Source organism: Cupriavidus sp. H18C1 (assembly GCF_049311595.1).
Taxonomy (GTDB): Bacteria; Pseudomonadota; Gammaproteobacteria; order Burkholderiales; family Burkholderiaceae; genus Cupriavidus; species Cupriavidus cauae.
Genome location: NZ_CP186008.1, coordinates 3,178,303 through 3,205,028, shown reverse-complemented (window position 1 = coordinate 3,205,028; position 26,726 = coordinate 3,178,303). Strand labels below are relative to the sequence as shown.

Annotated in this window: 11 protein-coding genes and 3 pseudogenes; 11 read left to right on the top strand and 3 right to left on the bottom strand. The window is 68.8% G+C overall.

From position 1 onward, the window contains the following. Positions 1-115: 115 nt before the first annotated feature. The 7 genes and pseudogenes from OJJOAM_RS14775 (at position 116) to OJJOAM_RS14745 (ending at position 15,140) form a co-directional block, all read left to right on the top strand. A pseudogene (locus OJJOAM_RS14775) lies at positions 116-605 on the top strand (GFA family protein). A gap of 124 nt (positions 606-729) precedes the next feature. Continuing rightward, a complete protein-coding gene (locus OJJOAM_RS14770) occupies positions 730-1,059 on the top strand; it encodes a DMT family transporter (RefSeq protein WP_006576412.1) in 330 nt (109 codons plus the stop codon). A 587-nt stretch (positions 1,060-1,646) separates the two neighbouring features. Continuing rightward, positions 1,647-2,612: a helix-turn-helix transcriptional regulator gene (locus OJJOAM_RS14765; RefSeq protein ID WP_422648383.1), complete on the top strand. Its 966-nt coding sequence runs from the start codon at positions 1,647-1,649 to the stop codon at positions 2,610-2,612. Positions 2,613-2,907: 295 nt separating this feature from the next. Then, positions 2,908-9,846 carry an Ig-like domain-containing protein gene (locus tag OJJOAM_RS14760; RefSeq protein ID WP_422648382.1) on the top strand — a complete coding sequence of 2,313 codons (6,939 nt, stop codon included), beginning with the start codon at positions 2,908-2,910 and terminating at the stop codon, positions 9,844-9,846. Between the two features lie 333 nt (positions 9,847-10,179). Further along, on the top strand, positions 10,180-11,577 hold the full coding sequence (locus tag OJJOAM_RS14755; RefSeq protein WP_422649607.1) for a TolC family protein: 1,398 nt from the start codon (positions 10,180-10,182) through the stop codon (positions 11,575-11,577). 145 nt (positions 11,578-11,722) lie between these two features. Next, the gene (locus tag OJJOAM_RS14750) at positions 11,723-13,963 is read left to right on the top strand and encodes a type I secretion system permease/ATPase (RefSeq protein WP_422649606.1); all 2,241 of its coding nucleotides are present in this window, start codon (positions 11,723-11,725) and stop codon (positions 13,961-13,963) included. A gap of 4 nt (positions 13,964-13,967) precedes the next feature. Beyond that, the gene (locus tag OJJOAM_RS14745) at positions 13,968-15,140 is read left to right on the top strand and encodes an HlyD family efflux transporter periplasmic adaptor subunit (protein ID WP_422648381.1); all 1,173 of its coding nucleotides are present in this window, start codon (positions 13,968-13,970) and stop codon (positions 15,138-15,140) included. On the opposite strand, the gene OJJOAM_RS14740 is transcribed toward OJJOAM_RS14745, so the two are convergent. Both OJJOAM_RS14740 and acs read right to left on the bottom strand, forming a co-directional pair. Further along, positions 15,137-17,188 (bottom strand): sodium:solute symporter family protein, encoded by a 2,052-nt coding sequence (locus tag OJJOAM_RS14740; RefSeq protein WP_422648380.1) that lies wholly within the window; start codon positions 17,186-17,188, stop codon positions 15,137-15,139. The genes OJJOAM_RS14745 and OJJOAM_RS14740 overlap by 4 nt on opposite strands. Positions 17,189-17,276: 88 nt before the next feature. Next, positions 17,277-19,260: pseudogene (gene acs / locus OJJOAM_RS14735) on the bottom strand (acetate--CoA ligase). A 345-nt stretch (positions 19,261-19,605) separates the two neighbouring features. On the opposite strand from acs, the gene OJJOAM_RS14730 reads away from it, so the two are divergent. The 4 genes from OJJOAM_RS14730 to murI all read left to right on the top strand — a co-directional run bounded on the left by OJJOAM_RS14730 (position 19,606) and on the right by murI (position 24,116). Next, positions 19,606-20,580 (top strand): DMT family transporter, encoded by a 975-nt coding sequence (locus tag OJJOAM_RS14730; protein ID WP_422648379.1) that lies wholly within the window; start codon positions 19,606-19,608, stop codon positions 20,578-20,580. 191 nt (positions 20,581-20,771) lie between these two features. Next, on the top strand, positions 20,772-21,320 hold the full coding sequence (locus tag OJJOAM_RS14725; RefSeq protein ID WP_149317060.1) for a TIGR00645 family protein: 549 nt from the start codon (positions 20,772-20,774) through the stop codon (positions 21,318-21,320). A gap of 288 nt (positions 21,321-21,608) precedes the next feature. Next, positions 21,609-23,132: a fumarate hydratase gene (locus OJJOAM_RS14720; protein WP_422648378.1), complete on the top strand. Its 1,524-nt coding sequence runs from the start codon at positions 21,609-21,611 to the stop codon at positions 23,130-23,132. Positions 23,133-23,306: 174 nt separating this feature from the next. After that, positions 23,307-24,116, top strand: a complete 810-nt coding sequence (murI, locus tag OJJOAM_RS14715) for a glutamate racemase (RefSeq protein WP_422648377.1) — start codon at positions 23,307-23,309, stop codon at positions 24,114-24,116. A gap of 147 nt (positions 24,117-24,263) precedes the next feature. On the opposite strand, the pseudogene OJJOAM_RS14710 reads toward murI, so the two are convergent. Further along, positions 24,264-26,565, bottom strand: a pseudogene (locus tag OJJOAM_RS14710) (AAA family ATPase). Positions 26,566-26,726: the final 161 nt, after the last annotated feature.

Genomic DNA, 26,726 nt, shown 5'->3' with positions numbered 1-26,726 from the left:
GCGCGACGCTGCGATGCCGGGCCCTCCCACCGCCGCCCCCATGTCATGCAAAATCCGATGGCAGCAACGGCGGGCAACGCATCGGCGATGCTCGCCCAACCCCATGGGAGGTCGCATGCATCTCGAAGGCTCCTGTCACTGCGGCGCGGTCCGCTTCAGCGTGGAATCGCCCTGGCCCTACCCCCTATCTGCATTGCTACTGCTCGATCTGCCGCAAGACCGCGGGCGCGGGCGGCTACGCCACCAATATCGGCGCCCTGAACGACACCTTGCGCGTACGCGGGCGGCAGCATATCGGCATCTATCACGCCGTGATGCGTGAGCCCGGCAAACGCGCCAGGCGATCGCCGATGGAGCGGCACTTCTGCACGAAGTGCGGCACCGCATTGTGGGTACGCAACCCGGACGAGCCCGAGCGCGTCTATCCGCATGCCTCGGCCATCGATACGCCGCTGCCGCGTCCGCCGGAGATCGTCGAGGCGGAGCTCGACTCCGCGGCGTCGTGGGTCGAAGTGCCAGCCGGCAAGGGGTATGTGCATTGCGCACAGTGGCCCGAGGAAACGCTGGTGCAATGGCATCGGCGGCACGGCCTCGAGCAGCGCTGAGCCGCACCGCGCAGTGGCGTATCGCCTGCCGCGCGCCACGCCGCGCGGCGGGACGCGCGGCAGGACGCATTGGGCATGGCTGCTATTCTTGGCGCTCCGTCGACACACGACACCGCGTCATCCCATGCACTGGATCTACCTGGCCATCGCCATCGTCGCCGAAGTCATCGCCACCACGGCGCTCAAGGCCGCCGCCGGCTTTACCCGTCCCCTGCCCTCGCTGGTCGTCGTCACGGGCTATGCGATTGCCTTCTTCTGCCTGTCGCTGACGCTGCGCAGCGTGCCGATCGGCATCGCCTACGCGATCTGGTCCGGCGTCGGCATCGTGCTGGTGTCGGTGGCAGCGTGGCTGCTGTTCGGCCAGCGGCTCGATCTGCCGGCACTGCTCGGCATCGCGCTGATCATGGCCGGCGTGCTCGTCATCAATCTGTGGTCGAAGTCGGTCACGCATTGAATCGCGCGGCGCCTTGGCGCGCCGCGGACGCTTCCGCGGTCCCTCCCTCCTTGCGCGCAGGCAACCTGCCGGCTACCTGCCGGCTACCTATCGGGTACCTATCGTCTACCTACCTATCGCCTGCCTACGGGCACCCGACCCGCACACCCTACCGCCACCCTACCAAGTGCAAACAAATGTAAGCGCTTTAAAAAGTGCCGTCGAAGCGGCCACAATTTGTAAAAACTGCAGTAATCTAATAACAATCGATTAAGACATTACTAAATATCGATATAAACAATACTAAAGTCATACAACTGGCAAACGGAAATTCGGCGAAACCGCGCGGTCATTTCATTGCAGCGGGCAAGAAGAATTCCAGCGCCAGTCTTTGACCGAAGAATTCCGGGGGGCATCCGGGCGCAGCCCATGCCAATTGATGGATATTCCATTGCCATGGAGTATCCCGGGTCATTGTCGCGGTCTGTCGCCATCGCCTGATTCAGCCAACCCGTTTTGCCGCGGTTTTGCCGTGGCCCTTTGTGGGATCGCCTGTAGCGTTCGCCGCCCCGGCGTGCGCTCGTTTTTTGGCAGGACAGAACTGGCGTATGGCTCAAACCCGCATTGGAACGGACGCAATCGTCGCGTCCAGCTGCGCGCAGGCGCAGGACTGGCTCGCCCGCCACTACCCCGGCATCACGATCGAGGCCGATGGCAGCCGGCCCAGGCTGGAAATCCAGATCGACTATCTCGACGGCATGGCCGTGCATACGCTGGCCACCGACACCACGCTCTGCCTGCGGCTGCCTTGCCAGCACGACGGCTATCTGCTGTTCACCCACGCCGAAGGCCAGCTCTCGCTGGCGACCGAGCAGGACGGGCTGCAGCCCTTGCCGGCCGGCACCACCGTCGCCGACGCCAGGCGCGTCACCGCCTGGGGCTTCGGTCCTGGTCGCTACGAAACCATCCTGATCGATGCGGCACGCCTGCACGGCCGGCTGTCGCAGTCGATCGAACGCCCGGTGACGCACCGCGTGAAATTCTCGCCGCCGGGCGGCGGCGTGCCTTCCGGCGTGCGCTTCGCCGGCGAGCTGGTGCGGGCGGCGCGACGCTATTTCAACGCGGATGGCGGCCCGCACGCCATCGCCCCGGACATCGTGCACAGCGTGCAGGACGCCGTGATCTTCGCCATGCTCAAGGAGATGCCGCACAACTACTCGGTCTACATGGCGCGCCGGCATAGCGGCCCTTCGCCGCGGCATGTGCGCCGGGCGATCGAATACATCCACGCCAACGCCACCGCGGCGCTCGGGCTGGCCGACATCGCGACCGCCGCCCGCGTCAGCATCCGCACGCTGCAGGCCGGCTTTGCCAAGTTCAAGGGCTTCACGCCGATGGGGTATGTGAAACGGGTGCGCCTGGAGGGTGCCCACGCCGACCTGCGTACCGCCGGCGCGGAGCAGTCGATCGCCGACATCGCGCGGCGCTGGGGCTTCAGCCATCTCGGCCAGTTCGCCAGGGACTACCGCATGGCCTTTGGCGAAACGCCTTCCGAGACCCGCCGCGGCGATTGACGGCAATTGTCGAGGTTAATTGTCGCCAGCGACATAAATACGGTTTAAATCAGAATTGATAGAATCGAGGATTAATACCCCTGCGCCTACCGGCGTAGGGGGTATTTTTTCTTTAAAACCACCCTCCGGTATTAATGACTGCCAGGCGATTCATTATCAAAAAAACGCAAGCCATATCAATCGCACGCACTATATCGCTTACCGAACAGACAGAGCCATATCGCCACTTGCGAATCACTTATACGCTGCATCTCCAATAGCGAGCAGTAATCTCGATCGACCCAAGGAGATAGGCATGGCTTCGTCAGCAGTTCTGCAAAACCACATCGATGTCGCGGTGCCCGTGGGGACCAAGACCATCGCGGCGCCGGAGGGTGCCGCCAATTTCCTGGTCGCCGGCAACAAGGACAACGTCGCCAACTATGCGCGCGAAGGCAACGACCTGCTGATCGAGTTCAAGGATGGACAGACGCTGCGCATCCAGGGCTTCTTCGCCAATGGCGTGAACTTCAACAACCTGGTGTTCGTCCAGGACGATGCGCGCTGGCTGGCCACGTTCGACCAGGCGCTGATGGCGGGCGGCGACAACGTCCTCGAATCGGCGGTGGTCTACGAGCCGATCGCGGACGGCAGCGCGGCGCTGCTGGGCATCCTGGGTCTCGCGGCCGGCGCCGGCGTGATCGCGGCGGCCGCGGGCGGTGGTGGCGGTGGCGGCGGCGATGACAGCCGGCCGGCGCCCGGTCGTCCGACGGTCAGCCTGCTGGACGACCAGGCCCCCGGTACCGGAACGATCGCCAACGGCAGCGCAACCAACGACGCCACGCCCACGCTGCAGGGCACCGGTGCCGTACCCAACGGCCGCATCCATATCTCGATCGACGGCCAGCCGCCGGTGACCGTCAATGCCGACGCCAACGGCAACTGGAGCTACACGCCGCCGGCGCTGCCCGCCGGCCAGCATCAGATCGTCGTCACGCAGACCGGCGCCGATGGCAAGACCAGCGAGCCCACGGTGATCGACGTGGCGGTGGACACCACGGCGCCGGCCACGCCGACGCTCAATCCCTCCAATGGCACGACGCTGAGCGGCACCGCCGAGGCCGGCAGCACGGTCGGCATCGACCTGAACGGCGACGGCACGCCCGACGCGACGGTCGTCGCCGACGGCAACGGCAACTGGACCTACACGCCGACCTCGCCGCTGCCCGACGGCACCACCGTGACGGTGGTCGCGACCGACCCGGCCGGCAATACCAGCGAGCCGGCCACCACGACGGTCGACGCCCAGCCGCCGGGCACCCCCACCGTCAATCCGACCAACGGCACCACGCTGAGCGGTACCGCCGAGGCCGGCAGCACGGTCGGCATCGACCTGAACGGCGACGGCACGACCGATGCGACCGTCGTCACCGACGGCGGCGGCAACTGGACCTACACGCCGACCTCGCCGCTGCCGGACGGCACCACGGTGACGGTGGTCGCGACCGACCCGGCCGGCAATACCAGCGGCCCGGCAACCACGACCGTCGATGCCGCCGCCCCCGCCGCACCGGCGATTTCCAGCGTCAGCGACGACACCGATCCGGTCAGCGGCCCGTTGACCTCGGGTGGCAGCACCAACGACACCACGCCGACGATCGCCGGTACCGCGGAAGCGAACAGCACCGTGCAGATCTTCAACGGCACCACGCTGCTTGGCACCGTCGTCGCGGACGGCAGCGGCAACTGGACCTTCACGCCGACCACGCCGCTGGCCGACGGCAACTATTCGCTGACCGCCACGGCCACCGATGCGGTCGGCAATGTCAGCGGTCCCGGCACCGCCTTCGTCGTCACGGTCGATACGGCGCCGCCGGCCGCGCCGGCCATCTCCCAGGCCAACGGCACCACGCTGGCCGGCACGGCCGAAGCCGGCAGCACGATCGCGATCGACCTGGATGGCGACGGCACGCCCGATGCCACCGTCACCGCCGACGGCGGCGGCAACTGGAGCTACACACCGGGCACGCCGCTGCCCGAAGGCACCGTCGTCAGCGTGACGGCCGTCGATGCCGCCGGCAACAGCAGCGGGCCCGTCACCGCAACCATCGACTCCGTCGCGCCGACTGCGCCGGCCATCGCCAGCGTCACCGACGACGCCGATCCGGTCAGCGGCCCGCTGACCTCGGGCGGCAGCACCAACGACGCCACGCCGACGATCGCCGGTACCGCGGAAGCGAACAGCACGGTCCAGATCTTCAACGGCACCACGCTGCTGGGCACCGTCGTCGCCGATGGCACCGGCAACTGGACGTTCACGCCGGCCACGCCGCTGGCCGACGGCAGCTACTCGCTGACGGCCACCGCGACCGATGCGGCCGGCAACACCAGCCCGGCCAGCACGGCGTTCGACTTCACGGTGGATACCGCCGCCCCGGCCACGCCGGTCATCGTCCAGGCCAATGGCAACACGATCGCCGGCACCGCGGACGCGAACAGCACCATCGCGATCGACACCAACGGCGACGGCACGGCCGACGCCACCGTCACCGCCGACGGTGCAGGCAACTGGACCTACACGCCGACCACGCCACTGGCCGATGGCGCGACGGTCAGCGTCACCGCCACCGATCCGGCAGGCAACGCCAGCGCACCGGCCACCGCCACCATCGACGCCGTGCCGCCGGGCCTGCCGACGATCGCGCCGACCAACGGCACGCTGCTCGAAGGCACCGCCGAGGCCAACAGCACCGTCAACATCGACACCAATGGCGACGGCACGCCCGACGCCACCGTCACCGCCGACGGCGCCGGCAACTGGACCTATACGCCGACCGCGCCGCTGGCCGATGGCACCGTCGTCGAGGTCACCGCGACCGATGCCGCCGGCAACACCAGCGCGCCGGCCAGCGCCACCGTCGACGCGGCCGCGCCGGCCGCGCCGGCCATCGCCACGGTCGTCGACGATGTCGATCCGGTCTCCGCGCCGCTGACCTCCGGCGACAGCACCAACGACGCCACGCCGACGATCGCCGGTACCGCGGAAGCGAACAGCACCGTGCAGATCTTCAACGGCACCACGCTGATCGGCACGGCGACCGCCGACGGCACCGGCAACTGGACCTTCTCGCCGACCACGCCGCTGGCCGACGGCAGCTACTCGCTGACGGCAGTCGCCACCGACGCGGCGGGCAACACCGGCCCGGCCAGCGCCGCCTTCGACTTCACCGTCGATACCGCCGCGCCCGCCGCTCCGGTGATCCTGCTGGCCAGCGCCGACACCATCACGGGCACGGCCGACCCCTTCAGCAGCATCGCGATCGACACCAATGGCGACGGCACGCCGGACGGCACCGTGACCGCCGATGGCAGCGGCAACTGGAGCTTCTCGCCGGGCCTGCCGCTTGCCGACGGCACGACGGTCAGCGTGACCGCCACCGATGCCGCCGGCAACGCAAGCACTCCTGCCACCGCGACGGTCGATGCCCTGCCCCCGGGCGTGCCGACCATCGCGCCGACCAACGGCACGCTGCTCGAGGGCACCGCCGAGGCCAACAGCACCGTCCGTATCGATACCAATGGCGACGGCACGCCCGACGCCACGGTCACCGCCGACGGCGCCGGCAACTGGACCTACACGCCGACCACGCCGCTGGCCGACGGCACCGTCGTCAGCGTCACGGCGACCGATGCCGCGGGCAATACCAGCGCACCGGCCACTGCCACCGTCGATGCCGCCGCCCCGGCCGTGCCGACGATCGAGCCGACCAACGGCTCGGTGATCGAAGGCACCGCGGAGGCCAACAGCACCGTCAACATCGACACCAATGGCGACGGCACGCCCGACGCCACGGTCACCGCCGACGGCGCCGGCAACTGGACCTACACGCCGACCACGCCGCTGCCCGATGGCACCGTCGTCGCGGTCACGGCCACCGACGCGGCCGGCAACACCAGCGCCCCGGCCACCGCAACGGTCGATGCCGCGGCCCCCGCCGCGCCGGCCATCACCACGGTCGTCGACGATGTCGATCCGGTCTCGGCGCCGCTGACCTCCGGCGACAGCACCAACGACGCCACGCCGACGATCTCCGGCACCGCGGAAGCCAACAGCACGATCCAGGTCTTCAACGGCACCACGCTGATCGGCACGGCGACCGCCGACGGCACCGGCAACTGGACCTTCTCGCCGACCACGCCGCTGGCCGACGGCAGCTACTCGCTGACGGCAGTCGCCACCGACGCGGCGGGCAACATCAGCCCGGCCAGCGCCGCGTTCGACTTCACGGTCGACACCGCTGCGCCGGCCGCCCCGGTCATCACCACGGCCAATGGCGGCACGATCGCCGGCACCGCCGAAGCCAATAGCAGCATCGCCATCGACACCGATGGCGACGGCACGCCGGATGCCACCGTGACGGCCGATGGCAGCGGCAACTGGAGCTATGCGCCGACGACGCCGATCGCCGATGGCACGACCATCAGCGTGACGGCGACCGATGCCGCCGGCAACGCCAGCGCACCGGCCACCATCGCCATCGATTCGGTCGCACCGGCCGCGCCGGTCATCGCGCCGACCAACGGCACGGTGATCGAAGGCACCGCCGAGGCCAACAGCACGATCGCGATCGACACCAATGGCGACGGCACGCCCGACGCCACGGTCACCGCCGATGGCAGCGGCAACTGGACCTACACGCCCACCACCCCGCTGGCCGACGGCACCGTCGTCAGCGCGACGGCCACCGACGCCGCCGGCAACACCAGCGCGCCGGCCAGCGCCACCGTCGATGCGGTGGCGCCGGGCACGCCGACGATCCAGCCGACCGACGGCACGCTGCTGCAGGGCACGGCGGATGCGAACAGCACCGTCAATATCGACACCGACGGCGACGGCACCGCCGACGCCACGGTGACGGCCGACGGCAGCGGCAACTGGACCTACACGCCCACCACTCCGCTGGCCGACGGCACCGTGGTCAACGTCACGGCCAGCGATGCCGCCGGCAACGTCAGCGCCCCGGCGACCACCACGGTCGATGCGCTGCCGCCGGGCGTGCCGACCATCGCACCGACCGATGGCACGCTGCTCGAGGGCACCGCCGAAGCGAACAGCACCGTCGACATCGACACCAATGGCGACGGCACGCCCGAGGCCACGGTCACGGCCGACGGCGGCGGCAACTGGACCTATACGCCGCCGACCCCGCTGCCCGACGGCACCGTCGTCAGCGTCACGGCACGCGATGCCGTCGGCAACACCAGCGCGCCGGCCACCACGACCGTGGATGCCGTGCCGCCGGCCGCGCCGGTCATCGCGCCGACCAACGGCACGGTGATCGAAGGCACCGCCGAGGCCAACAGCACGATCGCGATCGACACCAATGGCGACGGCACGCCCGACGCCACCGTCACCGCCGACGGCAGCGGCAACTGGACCTATACGCCCACCACCCCGCTGGCCGACGGCACCGTCGTCAACGCCACCGCCACCGACGCCGCCGGCAACACCAGCGCCCCGGGCAGCGCGACGGTCGACGCCGTGGTGCCGGCCGTGCCGGTCATCGTCAGCGTGACCGACGATGTCGACCCGGCCAGCGGCGCCTTGACCTCGGGGGACAGCACCAACGACGGCACGCCGACGATCGCCGGCACGGCCGAGGCCAACAGCACCGTGCGCATCTTCAACGGCACCACGCTGGTCGGCACGGCGACCGCCGATGGCACCGGCAACTGGTCCTTCACGCCGACCACGGCGCTGGCCGACGGCAGCTATTCGCTGACGGCGGTCGCCACCGACGCGGCGGGCAATGCCAGCGGCAGCAGCACGGCGTTCGATCTGATCATCGATACCGCGGCACCGGCGGCGACGCTGTCCATCACCGGCATGACCGACGACACGGGTACCGCGGGCGACTGGACCACCGGCGATACCGCGCCGACCTTCTCCGGCACGCTCAGCGCTCCGCTGGCCGACGGCGACCGGGTCGAGGTCAGCTACGACGGCGGCACCACCTGGACGCAGGCCACCGTCAACGGCACCAGCTGGTCGTGGTCGGCGGCGAACCACCAGTTCGCCGACGGCAACCACTCGGTGACGGTGCGGCTGATCGATGCCGCCGGCAATATCGGCGCCAGCGGCGACACGCAGACGTTCACGATCTCGACCAACGTCGCACCGGAGGTGTCGGCGCAGGAATCGGGCGGCCTGCTGGGCATCGTCGACGCCAATGTGCTGGGCCTGATCGACCTGAGCTCGCAGCAGGTGTTCGGCGCAAGCGACTACAACAACAACATCCAGCAAGTGGTGCTGCGCTACGGCGGCCTGATCGGCTTGCCGCTGCAGCGGCTGGGATACAACGCCGAGCTTGCCGCGGAGCTGGGCATCAACGTGGTTCCGCTGCACGACCCGGGCATCCTGGGCGTGATCGCGGCAGTGTCGACGCTGACGATCACGTCGGTCGACGGCGGGCCGATCGATACGCTGCGGCTCAACGAGCTGCTCGGCTCGGTGACGATCGAAGGCGGGCTGCTGGGCGTCAGCCTGGACCTGCTGTCGAACTTCACGATCACCGCGACCGACACCACCGGCTTGACCGATACCGCCAACGCCACCCAGCTCGCCAGCGCCGAGGTACTCGCCGGCCTGCTCGGCTCGAGCCAGTCCACCGCGATCGTCGAAGGCACCTCGTCCGCCGACACGGTCGATGGCACCGGCAACAGCGATCGCCTGTACGGCTACGCCGGCGACGACACGCTGAACGGCGGCGACGGCAACGACCTGCTGCGCGGCGGCGCGGGCAACGACACGCTCAATGGCGGCAACGGCAACGACCTGCTGATCGGCGGCGCCGGCAACGACACGATGAGCGGCGGCGCGGGCGGCGACGTGTTCCTGTACGAGGTCACCGCCAACGACGGTACCGGTGGCAACGGCAGCGACGTCATCACCGACTTCACGGTGGGGACCGCACCGGGGCAGGCGGGATCCGACGTGATCGACCTGTCGAGCCTGCTGGTCGGCTACACCGGCGACGGCGATGGCCCGGCGCACTACGTCGACGGCGTGGCCACGATCGACGACGGCGACAACATCGGCGACTACCTCAGCGTCACCAACGACGGCACCAATACGGTCATCCACATCGACCGCGACGGTACCGGCGCGGCCTTCGGCTCGGAGACGCTGGTCACGCTGACCAACGTCAACACCGATCTGGAGACGCTGCTGGCCAATCGCCAGGTTCTCGTCTGAGCGAAGCGGGCGGCGGTTCCCCCGTTCCGCCGCCCGCTTCGCCAGACGCTTTCTCACCGCGTTCTCACCGCGTTCCGAACACGCTCTGACCACGCTCTCACCACCTCTTGAGCACAACCGGGAGACCCGCCCCACCGCATCGAACCACCCCGCAACACCCCGTCGGCCGCGACGCTGCCTCGCGACCGATGCGTGGCCACATGTCAAAGCCTTCACCGCGGACCGTGGTGATTTCGTGAAACCGACATTGTTGAGATCCATCGTGGCCCTTTTTTCCACGGAGCGCGGACCCGGCAGCGCCCGCTCCTTTCCCGGCCTTCCGTCGGGGACACGCTGCGAACCCCGCCTCCATCGGCGACGCTGTCCGTTGTTGCCGCGCTCGCCATGCTGGTGGTCCTGCCCTGCTCCGGGCCGGCATCGGCCGCGCCCTATACCGCTTCGACTGCCACGCCCCTGGCGAGCGCTGACCGCATGCCAGTCCCCTCGACGCCGCAACGCATCGCCCTCGACGGCCTGACGCTGCGCAACGCGGTCGGCATCGCGATAGCGCGCCATCCCGACATCAGCCGCGCCAACGCGGTGGTCACGCAGAACCTCTCCGAGATCTCGGTCGCCAAGGCCGCCTGGTATCCGAAGATCGAATACGGCGTGCAGCCCGGCTATGGCGGCAGCTTCGGCAGCGGCGGCAACGATCTCGGCTCGCGCGCCTCGGTCGGCGCCAGCCAGCTGCTCTACGACTTCGGCCGCACCCGCAGCAAGGTCTCGGCGGCCGACGCCAATCTCGGCAAGAGCCAGCATCAGCTGGCCGATACCGTCGAGACGGTGGCGGCCAATACCGCCGACACCTTCGTCGAACTGGCCGCCAGCCAGGCGGTGATCGCCGCCGCGCAACGGCAGGTGGAATCGATGAACGAGACGCGCGCCCGCATCGGCGAGCGCGTGCGGGCGGGACTGTCGGTGTCGTCCGACCGGGACCTCGCGGAGGTGGCCACGCTACGCGCCAGCGCCGAGGTGCTGAAGGCCCGCAACCGCTTCGATGTCGCCGCCACCAAGCTGGCCGAGCTGATCGGCGCGCGTCCGCAGCAGGTGGCGGACCTGGCCAACACCGGCGGCGTGATCGAGCGGATCACGCGCGACGGCGGCGGCGGACGGGACGACCAGATCGACGACACGCCGTCGGTGCTGGCGGCGCGCGCCGCCGTCGATGCCGCCGCGGCCAATGTCGACCTGGCCAAGGCCGAGCGCTATCCCTCGGTCAGCGTCGGCGTCAGCCGCTCGCTGTCGACCGGACGCGCCAATGCCAACGACGACACCTGGGTCGGCCTGTCGATCCGCGGCGACTTCTCGCTGGGCCGGCTGGCCCAGCACCGCATCGCCGCCGCGCAGGCGCAGGGGCGCGCCGCCGCCGATGCGCTGGAGAACCAGCGGCTGCGCACGCGCACCGCGCTGTACGCGGCGCAGACCGAAGCGGAAGGCGCGGCCGCGCGGCTCGCCAGCTACCGCAACGTGATCGAGCTGTCGCGCTCGTCGCGCAATCTGTACTGGCAGGAATACATGCTGAACAAGCGCTCGCTGACCGAGGTGATCACGCGCGACCGCGAGATCTTCCTCGCCGAGGAAGAATGGATCAACGCCATGGCCGACGGCATCCGCGCCCGCATCAAGGCGTATGCCGCGGTCGGCAAGTTCGTGGAGCTGCTGCGGCAGCAGGAAGGCGCACGCGATGAATGACCCCACTCCAGTGAGCGCGCTGGCGCAGGCCGCCGGGCAGTCCCCGCAGACGCCGCCTCCAGCGCCACCGCAGACGCCACCGCCAGCGCCTTCGCAGCATGCCGCGCCAGGGGCCGATGCCACGCTGCAGCCATGGATCGATGCGATGCTGCTGGCCGCGCGGCGGCTCAACGTGCAGGCCTCGCCCGAGCAGCTGCGCAATGCCGCGGCGTGGAGCGGGAGCGGCGAGGCGCAGCGCGAGACCGCCATCGTCGAGCTGGCCGCCTCGGCCGGCCTGTCCGCGCAATTCGTCGAGGTGCCGCCCGCCTCGCTGTCGCCGGTGATGCTGCCGGTGCTGGTGCCGCTGGGCCGGCAGGTCGGCATGGTGATCGCCGTGGTCAACGGCGTGGCCACGCTGCTGCTGCCGCTCGACGGCAAGCCGGTCGAGCGCAGCCTGACGCTGGACGCGCTGGCGCGCGAGGCGAGCGGTCAGCTGCTGCTGGTGCAGGCGCGCGCCGCCCGCCGCGGCGACCGGCTCGATGCCTATCTGCGCGCGGCGCCGGACTCGTGGCTGACCGGCATCTTCACCGCGCACTGGCGCACCATGCTCGACCTCGGCCTGGGGTCGCTGTTCGGCAACCTGCTGGCGGTCGGCACCTCGCTGTTCGCGATGCAGGTGTGGGACCGCGTGGTGCCGGCGCGCTCGCTGCATACGCTATGGGTGCTGGCCTCGGGCGTGGCGCTCGCGCTGGCGCTGGAGCTGCTGATCCGCACCGCGCGCGTCTCCATCACCGACCATTTCGGCAAGCGCGTCGACATGAAGCTGTCGGCGATGTTCTTCGCCCGCGTGCTCGATATCCGCAACGATGCGCGGCCGCGCTCGCCCGGCACGCTGATCGCGCAGCTGCGCGACCTGGAACAGCTGCGCGAGCTGCTGACCTCAAGCACGCTGGGGGTGCTGATCGACCTGCCCTTCGTCGCCGCCTTCCTGTTCATCATCTGGGTGCTGGGCGGCTGGCTGGTGGTGATTCCGCTGGCCGCGATTCCGCTGCTGATCCTGCCGGGGCTGCTGGCGCAGATACCGCTGGCCCGGCTGTCGCGCGAAGGGATGGCCGAGGCCGCGCTGCGCAATGCGATCCTGATGGAATCGATCTACCGCGCCGAGGACATCAAGTCGCTGCAGGCCGAGCCGCGTTTTCGGGGACTGTGGGACCAGGCCAACCACGTCAACGGCGAGATCGGCCTGAAGCAGCGCTGGATCGCCGGGCTGCTGGTCAACGTGTCGCAGACGGTGCAGCAGGTCGCCTATGTCGGCGTGGTGATCGCCGGCGTCTACGGCATCCTCGACGGCACGCTTTCCTTTGGCGCGGTGCTGGCCTGCTCGATCCTGACCAGCCGGACCATCGCGCCGCTGGCGCAGATTCCGGCGGTACTGGGCCGCATCCAGAATGCGCGCGTCGGCAAGAAGGCGCTGGACGAGCTGCTGCGGCTGCCAGTGGACCACGATCCGGACAAGGACGCCTATCACAAGCCCGTGCTGCGTGGCGGCTATCGCTTCGAGAACGTGGCCTTCAGCTTCGACCCGCAGGAAAGGCCGGTGCTGACGATTCCGCAGCTGCGCATCGCGCCGGGCGAGCGCATCGCGATCCTGGGGCGCGTCGGCGCCGGCAAGTCGACGCTGCTGCGGCTCGCGGGCGGGCTGGCCTCGCCGACGCAGGGCCGCATCGTGCTCGACGACACGCCGATGGAGCTGATCGATGTCGCCGACATCCGCCGCGACATCGGCAGCGTGCTGCAGGAATCGAGCCCCTTCTACGGCACGCTGCGCGACAACCTCTTGATCGCCAATCCGCTCGCCACCGACGAGCAGCTGCTGCGCGCGCTGCGGATCGCCTGCGCCGACCAGCTGCTGCTGAACCAGCCGCATGGGCTGGACCTGCGCATCCGGGAGAACGGGCTTGGCCTGTCCGGCGGCCAGAAGCAGGTGCTGGTCCTCGCCCGCACCTTCCTGCGCGACCCGCAGGTGCTGCTGCTGGATGAACCCACCGCGTCGCTCGACGAGGGCACCGAGCTCGCGGTGATCGAGCGGATGCGGCAATGGATGGGCCGGCGCACGCTGATCGTGGCGACGCATCGCTATCCGGTGCTGTCGCTGGTCGACCGCATCATCGTGGTCGACCGCGGGCGCATCGTGCGCGACGGGCCGAAGGACGAGGTGCTGGCCGCGCTCAAGCGCACGGCGTCGCCACGGCCGGCGGCGTCGCCGGCACCGGCACAACCGTCCGCACAAGCGTCCGCACAGGCTTCGGCACAACCGCCGATGCAACCCTCCGCGCAACCCTCGACGCAAGCATCCGCGCAACCATCGTCACCGGCCCCCGCCCAGGCGGCCCCGGCCGCGGAGTAGCCCCATGGACAAGATCTCGATGCGTGCACGATTCGAAGACGGCGCCGGCGGCGCGCGCCTGCTGCTGTGGCTGGGCATCGGCGCGATCGCCGCCTTCCTGCTGTGGTCGGCCTTCGCCAGCCTGGACGAAGTGGCGGTCGGCGAAGGCAAGGTCACCCCCGCCTCCAAGGGCCAGATCATCCAGAGCCTGGAGGGCGGCATCCTGGCCGAACTGGCGGTGCGCGAAGGCGACGTGGTCGAGGCCGGCCAGCAGCTGGCCACGCTGGACCCGGTGCAGGCGCGCTCGTCGATGGAGGAGACGCTGGAGCGCATCGCCGCGCTGCAGGCGCGGGCCGCGCGGCTGCATGCGGAAATGAACGACGCCGACGCCGTGGCCTTCCCCGCCGAGCTGGCGCGCGATACCGCCGTGGTCGAGCGCGAGCGGCAGCTGTTCGTCGCCAACCGCCGCGCCTTCCGCGAGAACCTCGCCAACCTGCGCCAGCAGCTGCGCCTGGCCGAGCAGGAGCTGCAGATCGCGCTGCCGCTGCTGCGCACCGGCGCCACCAACGAGGTGGAGATCCTGCGGCTGCGGCAGAAGGTGGCCGAGTTCGCCACCAAGCTGGACTCGACGCAGAGCGAGTACTACGTCGCGCTGAAAGCCGACTACGCCAAGACGATGGCGGACCTGGGCCCGCTGCTGAAGGTGCGCGAGGGACGCGCCGACCAGCTGCGTCGCACGGCGATCACCTCGCCGGCGCGCGGCATCGTCAAGGACATCCGCGTCTCGACCATCGGCGGCGTGATCACGCCGGGCGGTGTGCTGATGGAGATCGTGCCGCTGGGCGACCAGCTGCTGATCGAGGCGCGGCTGTCGCCGCGCGACATCGCCTTCATCCATCCGAACCAGGAGGCCACGGTCAAGATCACCGCGTTCGAGCCGTCGATCTACGGCACGCTGCCGGCCAGGGTGGACCGCATCTCGCCCGACACCATCGAGGACCAGGTCGACCGGCGCATCTACTACTACCGCGTCTACGTGCTGACCCAGCATGCGTTCCTGGAGACCAAGGACGGCAAGCGCCATCCGATCCTGCCGGGCATGGTGGCGACCGCGGAGATCCGCACCGGCCGCCGCACCGTGATGGACTACCTGGTCAAACCGCTGAACCGCGCCGCGGAGGCGCTGCGCGAGCGCTAGCCCTTGCGCAGATAGGTCACCAGCCGGTCGATCACCGGCGCATTGCGCCGCGTCAGCAGGCTGACCACGATGGCGACCGCAAACCCGGCCGGCACGCCGAAGGCGCCCGAGGCGATCGGATCGACGCCGAACCAGCGGTCGCCGAAGATGCCGGTCATCCGCGTGAAGAACGGGTAGTTGACGAAGATGTAGTAGATCGACACCGACAGCCCCGCCAGCATGCCGGCGAAGGCGCCGGCCGCGGTGGTGCGCTTCCAGAAGATCGCCAGCACCAGCACCGGGAAGAAGCTGGACGCCGCCAGCGAGAACGCCGCGCCGACCAGGAACAGGATGTTGCCGGGCCGCAGCGAGGTCACGTAGGCCGCGAACAGGGCCACGCCCAGCAGCAGGATCTTGGCGGTGGTCACGCGCCGCTGCTGGCTCGCGCCGCGATCGACCATGTGATAGAAGACGTCGTGCGACAGCGCGTTGGCGATCGTCAGCAGCAGCCCGTCGGCGGTCGACAGCGCCGCGGCCAGCGCGCCGGCGGCGACCAGCCCGGAAATCACGTAAGGCAGTCCGGCGATTTCCGGCGCGGCCAGCACGATCATGTCGGGCTGGATCATCACCTCGGCCCACTGCACGATGCCGTCGCCATTGACATCGCGGATGCCGAACACCGGCGGGTCGATGCGCCGCCATTGCATGACCCACGCCGGCAGATCGGCATAGGGCGTGCCCACCAGATGATGCAGGAACTGGTACTTGACCAGCGCCGCCAGCGTGGGCGCGCTGACGTACAGCAGCGCGATGAAGAACACCGCCCAGGCCACCGAATTTCGGCTTTCCTTGACCGACGGCGTGGTGTAGAGCCGCGTCAGGATATGCGGCAGGCTCGCGGTACCGAGCATCAGGCAGAAGGTCAGCAGCACGAAGTTCAGCCGCTCGGTCTTGCGCTCCGCCTCGGATGGCGACGGATAGGGCTCGGTGGCGGGCACCGGCGGCTGGCTGCGCGCCAGCGCGTCTTCGCGCTGCTGCGTCCATTGCTGCAGGGCCGCCGCCGGGTCCGCCGGATAGTCGGCGCGCTCGCGCTCGACCGCCTTGATCTCGCGCAGCGGCGCATTGCGGGCGCGCAGCTCCAGCAGCCGCGCATTGAGCCCGTCGCGCACCTCGTCGAAGGACTGCGGCAGCCGCGCGATGCGCTCCTGCAGCTCGATCGCCTGCTGCCGGTAGTGTTCGCGCACGGCGAGCTCGCCCGGATCGCGCAGCAGCTCGCGCTCGCGCTGCGCGACATCGGTCAGCACCGTGCCGTAGCCCAGCTGCGGCACCGCCTCGCCATGATGCTTCCAGGCGATCATCGACACCGTGGTCAGGAAGGCGACGATCATCACGATGTACTGCGCGACCTGCGTCCAGGTCACCGCGCGCATGCCGCCGAGAAACGAACAGACCAGGATGCCGGCGAGGCCGAAGAACACGCCGACGGCGAAGTCGACGCCGATGAAGCGCGTGACCACCAGCCCGACGCCCTGGATCTGCGCGACCAGATAGACGAAGGAACACAGCGAGGCCGCCAGCACCGCGATGCCGCGCACCGGCAGGTTGCCGCCCGGCTTGCCGTTGCCGTAGCGCGCGGCGAGGAAATCGGGAATCGTGTAGCCGCCGTACTTGCGCAGATACGGCGCAAGCAGGAAGGCCACCAGGCAGTAGCCGCCGGTCCACCCCATCACATAGGCCAGCCCCTCATAGCCCGAGGCGAACAGGATGCCGGCCAGGCCGATGAAGGACGCGGCGCTCATCCAGTCGGCGGCGATCGCCATGCCGTTGAACATCGCGGGCACGCGCCGGCCCGCGACATAGTATTCGTGCAGGTCGGCGGTGCGGCAGATCAGCCCGATGCAGGCATAGATCGCGATGGTGATGAAGAGGAAGACGTAGCCGAGCCAGAGCGCGTCGGCGTTGGACTGCTCGAGCAGCCCCATCATGCCGATGAAGCCGAACAGTCCGAGCGTGAACAGGCCGTAGTACAGCAGCAGCCGGCGGCGAAAGCGCGACTGGGCTTGGGCCATGGGCGGGAGCGGAATCGGGAGCGAGGAAGGCGGCGATCAAACGCGAAGCGGGCGCCGCGGCAACGGCGCCCGCTTCGCGCGGCGGGTCTTACTTGGCCTGCCGCAGCTGTTCGAGGATGGCCGGGTTCTCCAGCGTGGAGGTGTCCTGCGTGATCTCCTCGTTCTTGGCCAGCGACCGCAGCAGGCGGCGCATGATCTTGCCCGAGCGCGTCTTCGGCAGGTTGTCGCCGAAGCGGATGTCCTTCGGCTTGGCGATCGGCCCGATCTCCTTGGCGACCCAGTTGCGCAGTTCGTTGGCGATCTGCACGGCCTCCTCGTCGTTCGGACGCGCGCGCTTGAGCACCACGAAGGCGCAGATGGCCTCGCCGGTGGTGTCATCGGGACGGCCCACCACGGCGGCCTCGGCGACGATCGGGTTGGCCACCAGCGCCGACTCGATCTCCATCGTGCCCATGCGGTGGCCCGACACGTTCAGCACGTCGTCGATGCGGCCCATGATGGTGAAGTAGCCGGTCTCCTTGTCGCGCACCGCGCCGTCGCCGGCGAGATAAAGTTTGCCGCCGAGCTCGGGCGGGAAGTAGCTCTTCTTGAAGCGTTCGGGATCGCCCCAGATGGTGCGGATCATCGCCGGCCACGGACGCTTGACGACCAGGATGCCGCCGCTGCCGTTGGGCACGTCCTGGCCGGTCTCGTCGACCACCGCGGCCATGATGCCCGGCAGCGGCAGCGTGCACGAGCCCGGCACCAGCGGCGTCGCGCCCGGCAGCGGCGTGATCATGTGGCCGCCGGTCTCGGTCTGCCAGAAGGTATCGACGATCGGGCAGCGGCCGCGGCCGATATTCTCGTGGTACCACATCCACGCTTCGGGATTGATCGGCTCGCCGACGGTGCCCAGCAGGCGCAGGCTCGACAGGTCGTACTGCTTCGGATGCACGGCCTGGTCGGCCTCGGCGGCCTTGATCAGCGAACGGATCGCCGTCGGCGCGGTGTAGAACACGCTGACCTTGTGGCGCGCGATCATGTCCCAGAAGCGGCCGGCGTTCGGATAGGTCGGGATGCCCTCGAACATCAGCTGGGTCGCCCCCCGCGGCGAGCGGGCCGTAGGCGATATAGGTGTGGCCGGTGACCCAGCCGATGTCGGCGGTACACCAGTACAGGTCGTCGGGCTTGATGTCGAAGGTCCAATTCATCGTCATCAAGGCCCACAGCAGATAGCCGCCGGTGCTGTGCTGCACGCCCTTCGGCTTGCCGGTCGAGCCCGAGGTGTAGAGCACGAACAGCGGATGCTCGGCATCGACCGGCTCGGCCTCGCAGGTCTCGGGCTGGCCCGCGCAGACTTCGTCGAGCCAGCGGTCGCGGCCCTCGACCCAGTTGACCTTGCCGCCGGTGCGGCGATAGACCACCACGTGCCTGACCGCCTCGCAGCCGCCGAGCGCCAGCGCCTCGTCGGCGATCGCCTTCAGCGGCAGCGCCTTGCCGCCGCGCATCTGCTCGTCGGCGGTCAGCAGCGCGACCGCGCCGACGTCGACCAGCCGCTCCTGCAGCGACTTGGCGGAGAAGCCGCCGAACACGACCGAATGGGTGGCGCCGATGCGGGCGCAGGCCTGCATCGCGCAGACGCCCTCGATCGACATCGGCATGTAGATCACGACGCGGTCGCCCTTGCCGATGCCCAGCGCCTTCAGGCCATTGGCCAGCTGGCACACGCGCGCATGCAGCTCGCGATAGGTAACCCGGGTGACCGTGCCGTCGTCGGCCTCGAACACGATCGCGACCTTGTCGGCGTTGCCGTTCTCGAGATTGCGCTCCAGGCAGTTGTACGAGGCGTTCAGCTGGCCGTCCTCGAACCACTTGTAGAACGGCGCGTTGCTCTCGTCCAGCACCTTGGTGAAGGGCTTGGCCCAGACCAGCTGCTCGCGGGCATGGCGCGCCCAGAAGCCTTCGTAGTCGCGCTCGGCCTCTTCGCACAGCGCGCGGTAGGCGTCCATGCCGGAAATGGCTGCGCTCTTGGCGAACGATTCGGGTGGGGGGAATACGCGATGCTCTTGCATCACCGATTCGATGGCGGACATAGCTCGTCTCCTGAAAGGCCGGAATGGCTTCGATACTTTTGCCGCAACGCTACGCTGCGCGGCTTACTGCAACCTGACGCTGTTCCCTTGCCGTCCGTTCCCGTCCTTTCCGGTCGTGCAGGCCGAAGGCGCATTGCGATGCAGCAATGGGTGCCGGCTTGGCGTTGCGCGCATGGCGTCCGCATGTGAAGCCTAAGCCTTAAGGCTAGCACAGCTATAATCGCCCGGCGCGTGCGGCGGCGCGCGCTGACGTCCTTCTGCCGCCCTTCTGCCGCCCTTCTGCCGTCGACCGCGCGAAGTGTCACCGACCATCCGACCGTGCCCCCTTCCATTCCTTTGAATGCCATGCTGCTGGCCGCCTCGATGGCGCTGGTCGGCAGCAATGTCGGCCTCGGCAAGGCGATCGTGGCCCATGTGCCGATCCTGCTGTTCGCGCTGCTGCGCTTCGTGGCCGCCATCGTCTGCCTGTCCCCGTGGTATCGCCCCGCGCGCATGCGCCGCGTGTCCCGAAGCGAGTGGTTCTACCTGTTCCTGCAGGCCTTCTTCGGGACCTTCCTGTTCACGCTGCTGATGCTGGGCGGCGTGCGGCTGACCAGCGCGATGTCCGCCGGCGTCATCACCAGCACCATTCCCGCGACCGTGGCGATCCTGTCCTGGCTGGTGCTGCGCGAACGGCTGTCGCGCCGCACCGTGCTGTCGGTGCTGCTGGCGGTGGCGGGCATCGCGGTGCTCAATATCGCGCGGGGCGCCCACCAAGGGGGCGGCGGCAACGATGCGCTGCTCGGCAACCTGATGGTGATGGGCGCGGTGGTCTGCGAATCGATCTACGTGATCCTGTCCAAGCGGCTGGCGCAGACGCTGGCCGCGATCGAGATCTGCGCCTATACGCACCTGATCGGCGGCCTGCTGATGCTGCCGCTCGGGCTGGTGCCGCTGCTCGACTTCCATGCGACGACCGTGCCGTTGCATGTGTGGGCCATGGTGCTGTGGTACGCGCTGTCGGCGAGCGTGTTCTCGTTCTGGCTGTGGATGAAGGGCATCCGCCATGTGCCGGCGCAGCTGGCCGGCGTGTTCACCTCGGTGCTGCCGATCGCGGCGGCGCTCTACGGCATCGTGTTCCTCGGCGAGACGCCGGGCTGGGCACACGGCGTCGCACTGGTCTGCGTGCTGGCGGGCATCGCGCTGGCGAGCTGGCCGGGCAGGCTGGCGCGGGCGGCGGCCGCACAACGCGGCGACAGCAGGGACAGCGGCGAGAGCAGCGACAAGGCCGCCGGCATCGAGTCCGGACACGGCGCCACGGTACAATCCCGCGGCCGCTGACCGGCGCGCCGCCTTTGCGTCGCCCGGCGTCGCCCCGCGTCGTCCGATCGGGCGCCGGCCGGCACGTCGTGCGGCCATACCGGGCAGCGCAACGTTCCTGCGCAGGCTCTTACGAACCTGTTGCGCAAGCTCTTTCGTAACCTCTTACGCAACCCCTGGACACCCCCAGGCAACCCCCTTACGCAAGCACCATGGCATCGAACTTATCGCCGGAGCCGCAACGGATGCGGCCGATTCCCCGTCTGATCTTCGCCTCGCGCTGGCTGCAGCTGCCGCTGTACCTGGGCCTGATCGTCGCGCAAGGCGTCTACGTCTATCACTTCCTGATGGAGGTCTGGCATCTGCTTGCCCACGTCACCGAGTACGACGAGAACAAGATCATGCTGGTGGTGCTGGGCCTGATCGACGTGGTGATGATCTCGAACCTGCTGATCATGGTGATCGTCGGCGGCTACGAGACCTTCGTGTCGCGGCTGGGCATCGACAACCATCCGGACGAGCCGGAATGGCTGGACCACGTCAATGCCGGCGTGCTGAAGGTCAAGCTGTCGATGGCGCTGATCGGCATCTCGTCGATCCACCTGCTCAAGACCTTCATCGACGCGGGGCAGCGCGACACCCATACGATCATGTGGCAGGTGGTGATCCACGTCGCCTTCCTGTTCTCGGCGATCGCGATGGCGTGGGTCGACAAGATGATCACGCACTCGCATCCGGCGCTGCAGGATCGGGGGCTCTGACCCGCCCCGGCGGTGCCGCGGCTCCGACGGCCCCATGCCCGTCGGCAACGCCGGCATCGCTTCAGCCCTGAAACCGCGGCTCCGGCCGCGGTTTTTTTATGCGCCGCCATGTCGGGGCATGTCGCAGCATGTCGCGGCTCTTGGCCGATATTCGCGCATGATATGGAATTTACGCCACATTCCAGGCCAGACGGACGGCCGGGCTCCGGGACGGGTCCTGCGAGGGGGGTGTATGATTCCGGGCGGAATTTTCGTCAGCTTTTGTCCGACTGCCCTCCCCCACAAGACATGACCGTCATCAAGCAAGAAGACCTGATCCAGAGCGTCGCCGACTCCCTGCAGTACATCAGCTACTACCACCCGATGGACTACATCACCAGCCTGGGCCGCGCCTACGAGCTGGAGCAAAGTCCCGCGGCCAAGGATGCGATCGCGCAGATTCTGACCAACAGCCGCATGTGCGCCGAAGGCAAGCGCCCGATCTGCCAGGACACCGGCATCGTGACCGTCTTCGTCAAGGTCGGCATGGACGTGCGCTGGGACGGCGCCACCATGAGCCTGACCGACATGATCAATGAAGGCGTGCGCCGGGGCTACACCCACCCCGACAACGTGCTGCGCGCCTCGATCGTCAATCCGCCCGAAGGCGGCCGCAAGAACACCAAGGACAACACGCCCGCGGTGATCCACTACGAGATCGTGCCGGGCGACAAGGTCGACATCCAGGTCGCGGCCAAGGGCGGCGGCTCGGAGAACAAGTCCAAGTTCGTGATGCTGAACCCGTCCGACTCGATCGTCGACTGGGTGCTGAAGACCGTGCCGACCATGGGCGCGGGCTGGTGCCCGCCCGGCATGCTGGGCATCGGCATCGGCGGCACCGCCGAGAAGGCGATGGTGATGGCCAAGGAATCGTTGATGGAATCGATCGACATCCAGGACATCATCGCCCGCGGTCCGAAGGACTGGATCGAGGAACTGCGCGTCGAGCTGTACGAGAAGGTCAATGCGCTGGGTATCGGGGCGCAGGGCCTGGGCGGCCTGGCCACGGTGCTGGACGTCAAGATCATGGCCGCGCCGACGCACGCCGCGTCCAAGCCGGTGGCGATGATCCCGAACTGCGCGGCGACCCGCCACGTGCATTTCACGCTGGACGGCAGCGGCCCGGCCAAGCTGGAAGCGCCGGACCTGTCGCAGTGGCCGCAGGTCGAGTGGGCGCCGAACACCGAGACGTCCAAGCGCGTCGACCTGAACACGCTGACGCCCGAGGAAGTCGCCTCGTGGAAGCCGGGCCAGACGCTGCTGCTGAACGGCAAGATGCTGACCGGCCGCGACGCCGCGCACAAGCGCATCGCCGACATGCTGGCCAAGGGCGAGAAGCTGCCGATCGACTTCACCAACCGGGTGATCTACTACGTCGGCCCGGTCGATCCGGTGCGCGACGAAGTGGTCGGCCCGGCCGGCCCCACCACCGCCACGCGGATGGACAAGTTCACCGAGACCATGCTGTCGCAGACGGGCCTGATCGCAATGATCGGCAAGGCCGAGCGCGGCCCGGTGGCGATCGAATCGATCCAGAAGCACAAGTCGGCGTACCTGATGGCGGTCGGCGGCGCAGCCTACCTGGTCTCGAAGGCGATCCGCGGCGCCAAGGTGCTGGCCTTCGAAGACCTCGGCATGGAAGCGATCTACGAGTTCGACGTCAAGGACATGCCGGTCACGGTGGCGGTCGACAGCAGCGGCACCTCGGTGCACAAGACCGGCCCCGCGGAATGGCAGGCCAAGATCGGCAAGATTCCGGTCGCGGCGGTCTAAGGCCGGTGGCTGCCGGGCGATAGCGGAACGCGGTCGCCCGGTACGATTCACCGCCTGTTCTCCTCCCAGCCCTCTCCCCCAGCCCTCTCCCGCACGGGAGAGGGAGCACACACCGCCCTCCCGTGTCCCCGTCCCCCCATCGGCATCTTCGATTCCGGCCTCGGCGGCCTGTCCGTGCTGCGCGAGGTCCGCGCGCTGCTGCCGCACGAAACCCTGCTCTATCTAGCCGACTCGCGCTATGCGCCCTATGGCGACAAGCCGCAGGCCTTCGTGCAGGCGCGCACGCTGCAGGCCTGCGAATGGCTGGCGGCGCAGGGTTGCAAGGCGCTGGTGGTGGCCTGCAATACGGCCACCGCGCACGGCATCCAGGCGCTGCGCGAGCGACTGCCCTTGCCCATCGTCGGTGTCGAGCCCGGATTGAAGCCGGCGGTCGCGGCCAGCCGCAGCAAGGTGGTCGGCGTGCTGGCCACCGCCAATACGCTGGCCAGCGACAAGTTCGCGCGGCTGCTGCATTCGCTCGAGGACCAGTGCCGCTTCGTCTGCCAGCCCGGCGGCGGGCTGGTGGCACGCATCGAGCGAGGCGATGTCGACGGGCCGCAGGTGCGCGAACGGCTGCAGACCTGCCTGGCGCCGATGCTCGAGGCCGGTGCCGATACGCTGGTGCTCGGCTGCACGCACTATCCCTTCCTGAGCGAGACCGTGCGCGAGCTGATCGGCGAGCGGATGACGCTGATCGATACCGGCGTCGCGGTCGCGCGGCAATTGCAGCGCAAGTTGGCCGAGCATGGCCTCGCGGCGGACGCGGAAATGAGTGTGAATACGGGCGTGAAAACAGGCGTCGAACGTGGCGCAAATCCGATCGCGGTGGCGCGTTATTGCACCACCAGCGACGCCGAGCATCTGCGCCGGATGGCGCGCGCGCTGCTGCATGTCGATGCCGCGGCCGAAACCGTAGTTATCGAACCGGCGCCGATCTCGCTGTGATGGTACGGCGGGGCGCTGCTTGCCCTGCTGGTGCCTGCTTCGTTGCGAGCCTCGCTGCTGCTTCTTTGCGAGCCTCGTTGCCAGCTTCATTGCCTGCTTCGTTGCCAGCCATGTTGCGGGCCTCGTTGCCCGCCCCCCTGCCCAACATCAACGTACGAAGCCCAGCGGACGACGCTCCCGCACCTCCGGCTTGACCGCATGCTCCTGGCGCAACTGCGCGAGGAATTCGTCGGGCGTCAGCGCTTCGCCCAGCAACGCGCATTGCCGCTTGACGGTGGCGAAGTCGCCCGGCGTCAGGCCGTCGAGCGCGGCCAGTTCGCGCCGCATCGCATCGTCCAGCGCGGAGGCATCGCCGTCGAGCGCCTCGTCGACGAACATCGATTCGCGCTGCGCCGGCAGCAGCGGCATGAAGCGGATCTTGAACGAGAAGCGGCGCAAGGCGGCCTCGTCGAGCCGGTCGAACAGATTGGTGGTGCAGACGAAGATGCCGTTGAACCGCTCCATCCCCTGCAGCATCTCGTTGACCTCGGACACCTCGTAATTGCGCACCGCCTGCTGGCGGCCTCTGCATGAAGCTGTCGGCCTCGTCGAGCAGCAGCACCGCGCCGTCTTCCTCGGCGCGCGCGAACATCGCCGCGATCTGCTGCTCGGTCTCGCCGACGTACTTGCTCATCAGGTCCGAGGCGCGCCGGATCATCAGCGGCAGCTCCAGCGCTGCGGCGATATGTTCGGCCAGCGCGGTCTTGCCGGTACCCGGGGGCCGTAGAAACAGAGCGTGCCGCGGCGCCGCGCCTGCAGCGCCTCGATGATGCGCTCTACCCGGTAGCGCGTTTCCAGGTTGAGCCGATCGAGCCGGTAATGCGTGACCACGGGCCGCGTCTCCGCTTCGGGCCGCAGGCCCATCGCGCGGTCGGCGTGTTCGAGCTGGCGCAGGATCAGCGTCTCGACCGGTTCGCCGATGCCGGGCTGGGCCAGCTGCACGAAGCGCGCGGCCGATTGCACCTGTGCCGGCGTCAGCGTGCGGCGCGCCGCCAGCGACGCGATAAAGGCATCGTCGACCGCCAGTCCGCCAAGGTGCTTGCGGATGATGTTCTCGCGCACCTGCGGCGGCGGAATGCGCAGCTCCAGATGGAACTGGAAGCGGCGCAGATAGGCGGGATCGATCTGCCGGATCGAGTTGGAGATCCAGATCACCGGCACCGGATTGCGCTCCAGCGTCTGGTTGACCCAGGCCTTGCCGTTGACCGAGGCGCGCGTGTCCTCCTGCCCGAACAGGCTCATCAGCTCGCGCGCCGAGCCGGGGAACACGTCCTCGACCTCGTCGAACAGCAGCGCGGTATTGGCGCGACCACGCAGGAAGGCCTGCGAGACCTGCAGCGAGCGATAGCGGTCCTTGCCCGATAGGCTGTTGCCGTCGCGGTCCAGGCAGTCGACCTCGTAGAGTTCGCAGCCAGCCTCGCGCGCCAGCAGCCGCGCAAACTCGGTCTTGCCGGTGCCCGGCGGCCCGTAGATCAGCACGTTGACGCCCTCGGCATGCTGGCGCGTGGCGTTGGCCAGCAGCGCGGTCAGATAGCGGGCGTCGCTCTCGACATGGGGATAGTCCGTGCTCGACAGCGTCGGTGGCGCGGCCGGCCGCGTGAACACCGCCATCATCTCGGCCTCGTCGGCGTAGTTGCCGAGCAGCACGTGCAGCAGCCGGTCCGACAGCCGCATCAGGTCGCCCAGGTCGGTCACGCTGTTCTCGGGGAGCGGCTGCTCGATCAGGTTCAGCGTCTCGAGCCGCGAGCCCGGCCGCAGCGACGCCGCCACCTGGGCCGGCGCGGCACCGGTCAGCCCGGCCAGGATCTGGAAGGCTTCCTGGCTGTGCGCGACCTTGCAGTCGACCATCACCGCGCGCAGGTCGCGCTTGTACTTGGCCAGCGCGGCGAACAGCAGCAGCTTGCGCTCGTGGTCGGGCAGGTCCAGCACATGGCTGAGCATGTCGATATTGCGGACCAGCAGCACGCGCTCGCCGTCGAGCCGCGCCGCCAGCGCGGCCGCCGATACCTCGAACACGGTGAACATGTCCTTGGCATGGTGCTTGACGTACTCGTCCAGGTAATAGAACAGCGCCCCCCTCGTCGAAGGCGCTGTTCCACTGGCCGTGCCGCTCGAGAAATTCCTCGGGAGTCAGCCGGCCCGCGCCGCGCCAGGCCGGCATGTCGGCGCAGCGCGCGGCGAGGAACCGCTGCACGCGCATCACGACGCCATAGGGCCAGACCAGTTCCTGCGCGCTGACCGTCAGCACGTCGTTGATATTGCTGCGCAGATTGAAACGCGGCCCGAGCGCGCAAACCACGCGCAGCGCGAACTGGGCGCACATCCAGTCGAGCGCCGTGGTGGCGCCCGCCCCCGGGGCCGCGCGCAACAGCGCCGGCCGGTCCTCGTCGATGCTGCGGGTGAAATCCATGGGCAAGGCTCCTCGTCCCGGACGAGCGACGGAGGACCGTCGCCGCCGCTTCCTTCGCCGTTTTTTTCGCTTGGTTCTCGGCCTGCTTTGCCGCTGTTCCTGCCGCGTGCTCTTTTACCGACCTCGATCGCCTGCTGTTCCGCCTGCTTTTACCCTTTGTC

What these genes read in the sequence shown, in the direction of transcription:
- OJJOAM_RS14740 (WP_422648380.1), bottom strand. Translation starts at nt 17,188, where the DNA reads ATGGCCCAAGCCCAGTCGCGCTTTCGCCGCCGGCTGCTGCTGTACTAC.
- OJJOAM_RS14765 (WP_422648383.1), top strand. Translation starts at nt 1,647, where the DNA reads ATGGCTCAAACCCGCATTGGAACGGACGCAATCGTCGCGTCCAGCTGC.
- OJJOAM_RS14750 (WP_422649606.1), top strand. Translation starts at nt 11,723, where the DNA reads ATGCTGCTGGCCGCGCGGCGGCTCAACGTGCAGGCCTCGCCCGAGCAG.
- OJJOAM_RS14730 (WP_422648379.1), top strand. Translation starts at nt 19,606, where the DNA reads ATGCTGCTGGCCGCCTCGATGGCGCTGGTCGGCAGCAATGTCGGCCTC.
- OJJOAM_RS14745 (WP_422648381.1), top strand. Translation starts at nt 13,968, where the DNA reads ATGGACAAGATCTCGATGCGTGCACGATTCGAAGACGGCGCCGGCGGC.
- OJJOAM_RS14720 (WP_422648378.1), top strand. Translation starts at nt 21,609, where the DNA reads ATGACCGTCATCAAGCAAGAAGACCTGATCCAGAGCGTCGCCGACTCC.
- OJJOAM_RS14725 (WP_149317060.1), top strand. Translation starts at nt 20,772, where the DNA reads ATGGCATCGAACTTATCGCCGGAGCCGCAACGGATGCGGCCGATTCCC.
- OJJOAM_RS14760 (WP_422648382.1), top strand. Translation starts at nt 2,908, where the DNA reads ATGGCTTCGTCAGCAGTTCTGCAAAACCACATCGATGTCGCGGTGCCC.
- OJJOAM_RS14770 (WP_006576412.1), top strand. Translation starts at nt 730, where the DNA reads ATGCACTGGATCTACCTGGCCATCGCCATCGTCGCCGAAGTCATCGCC.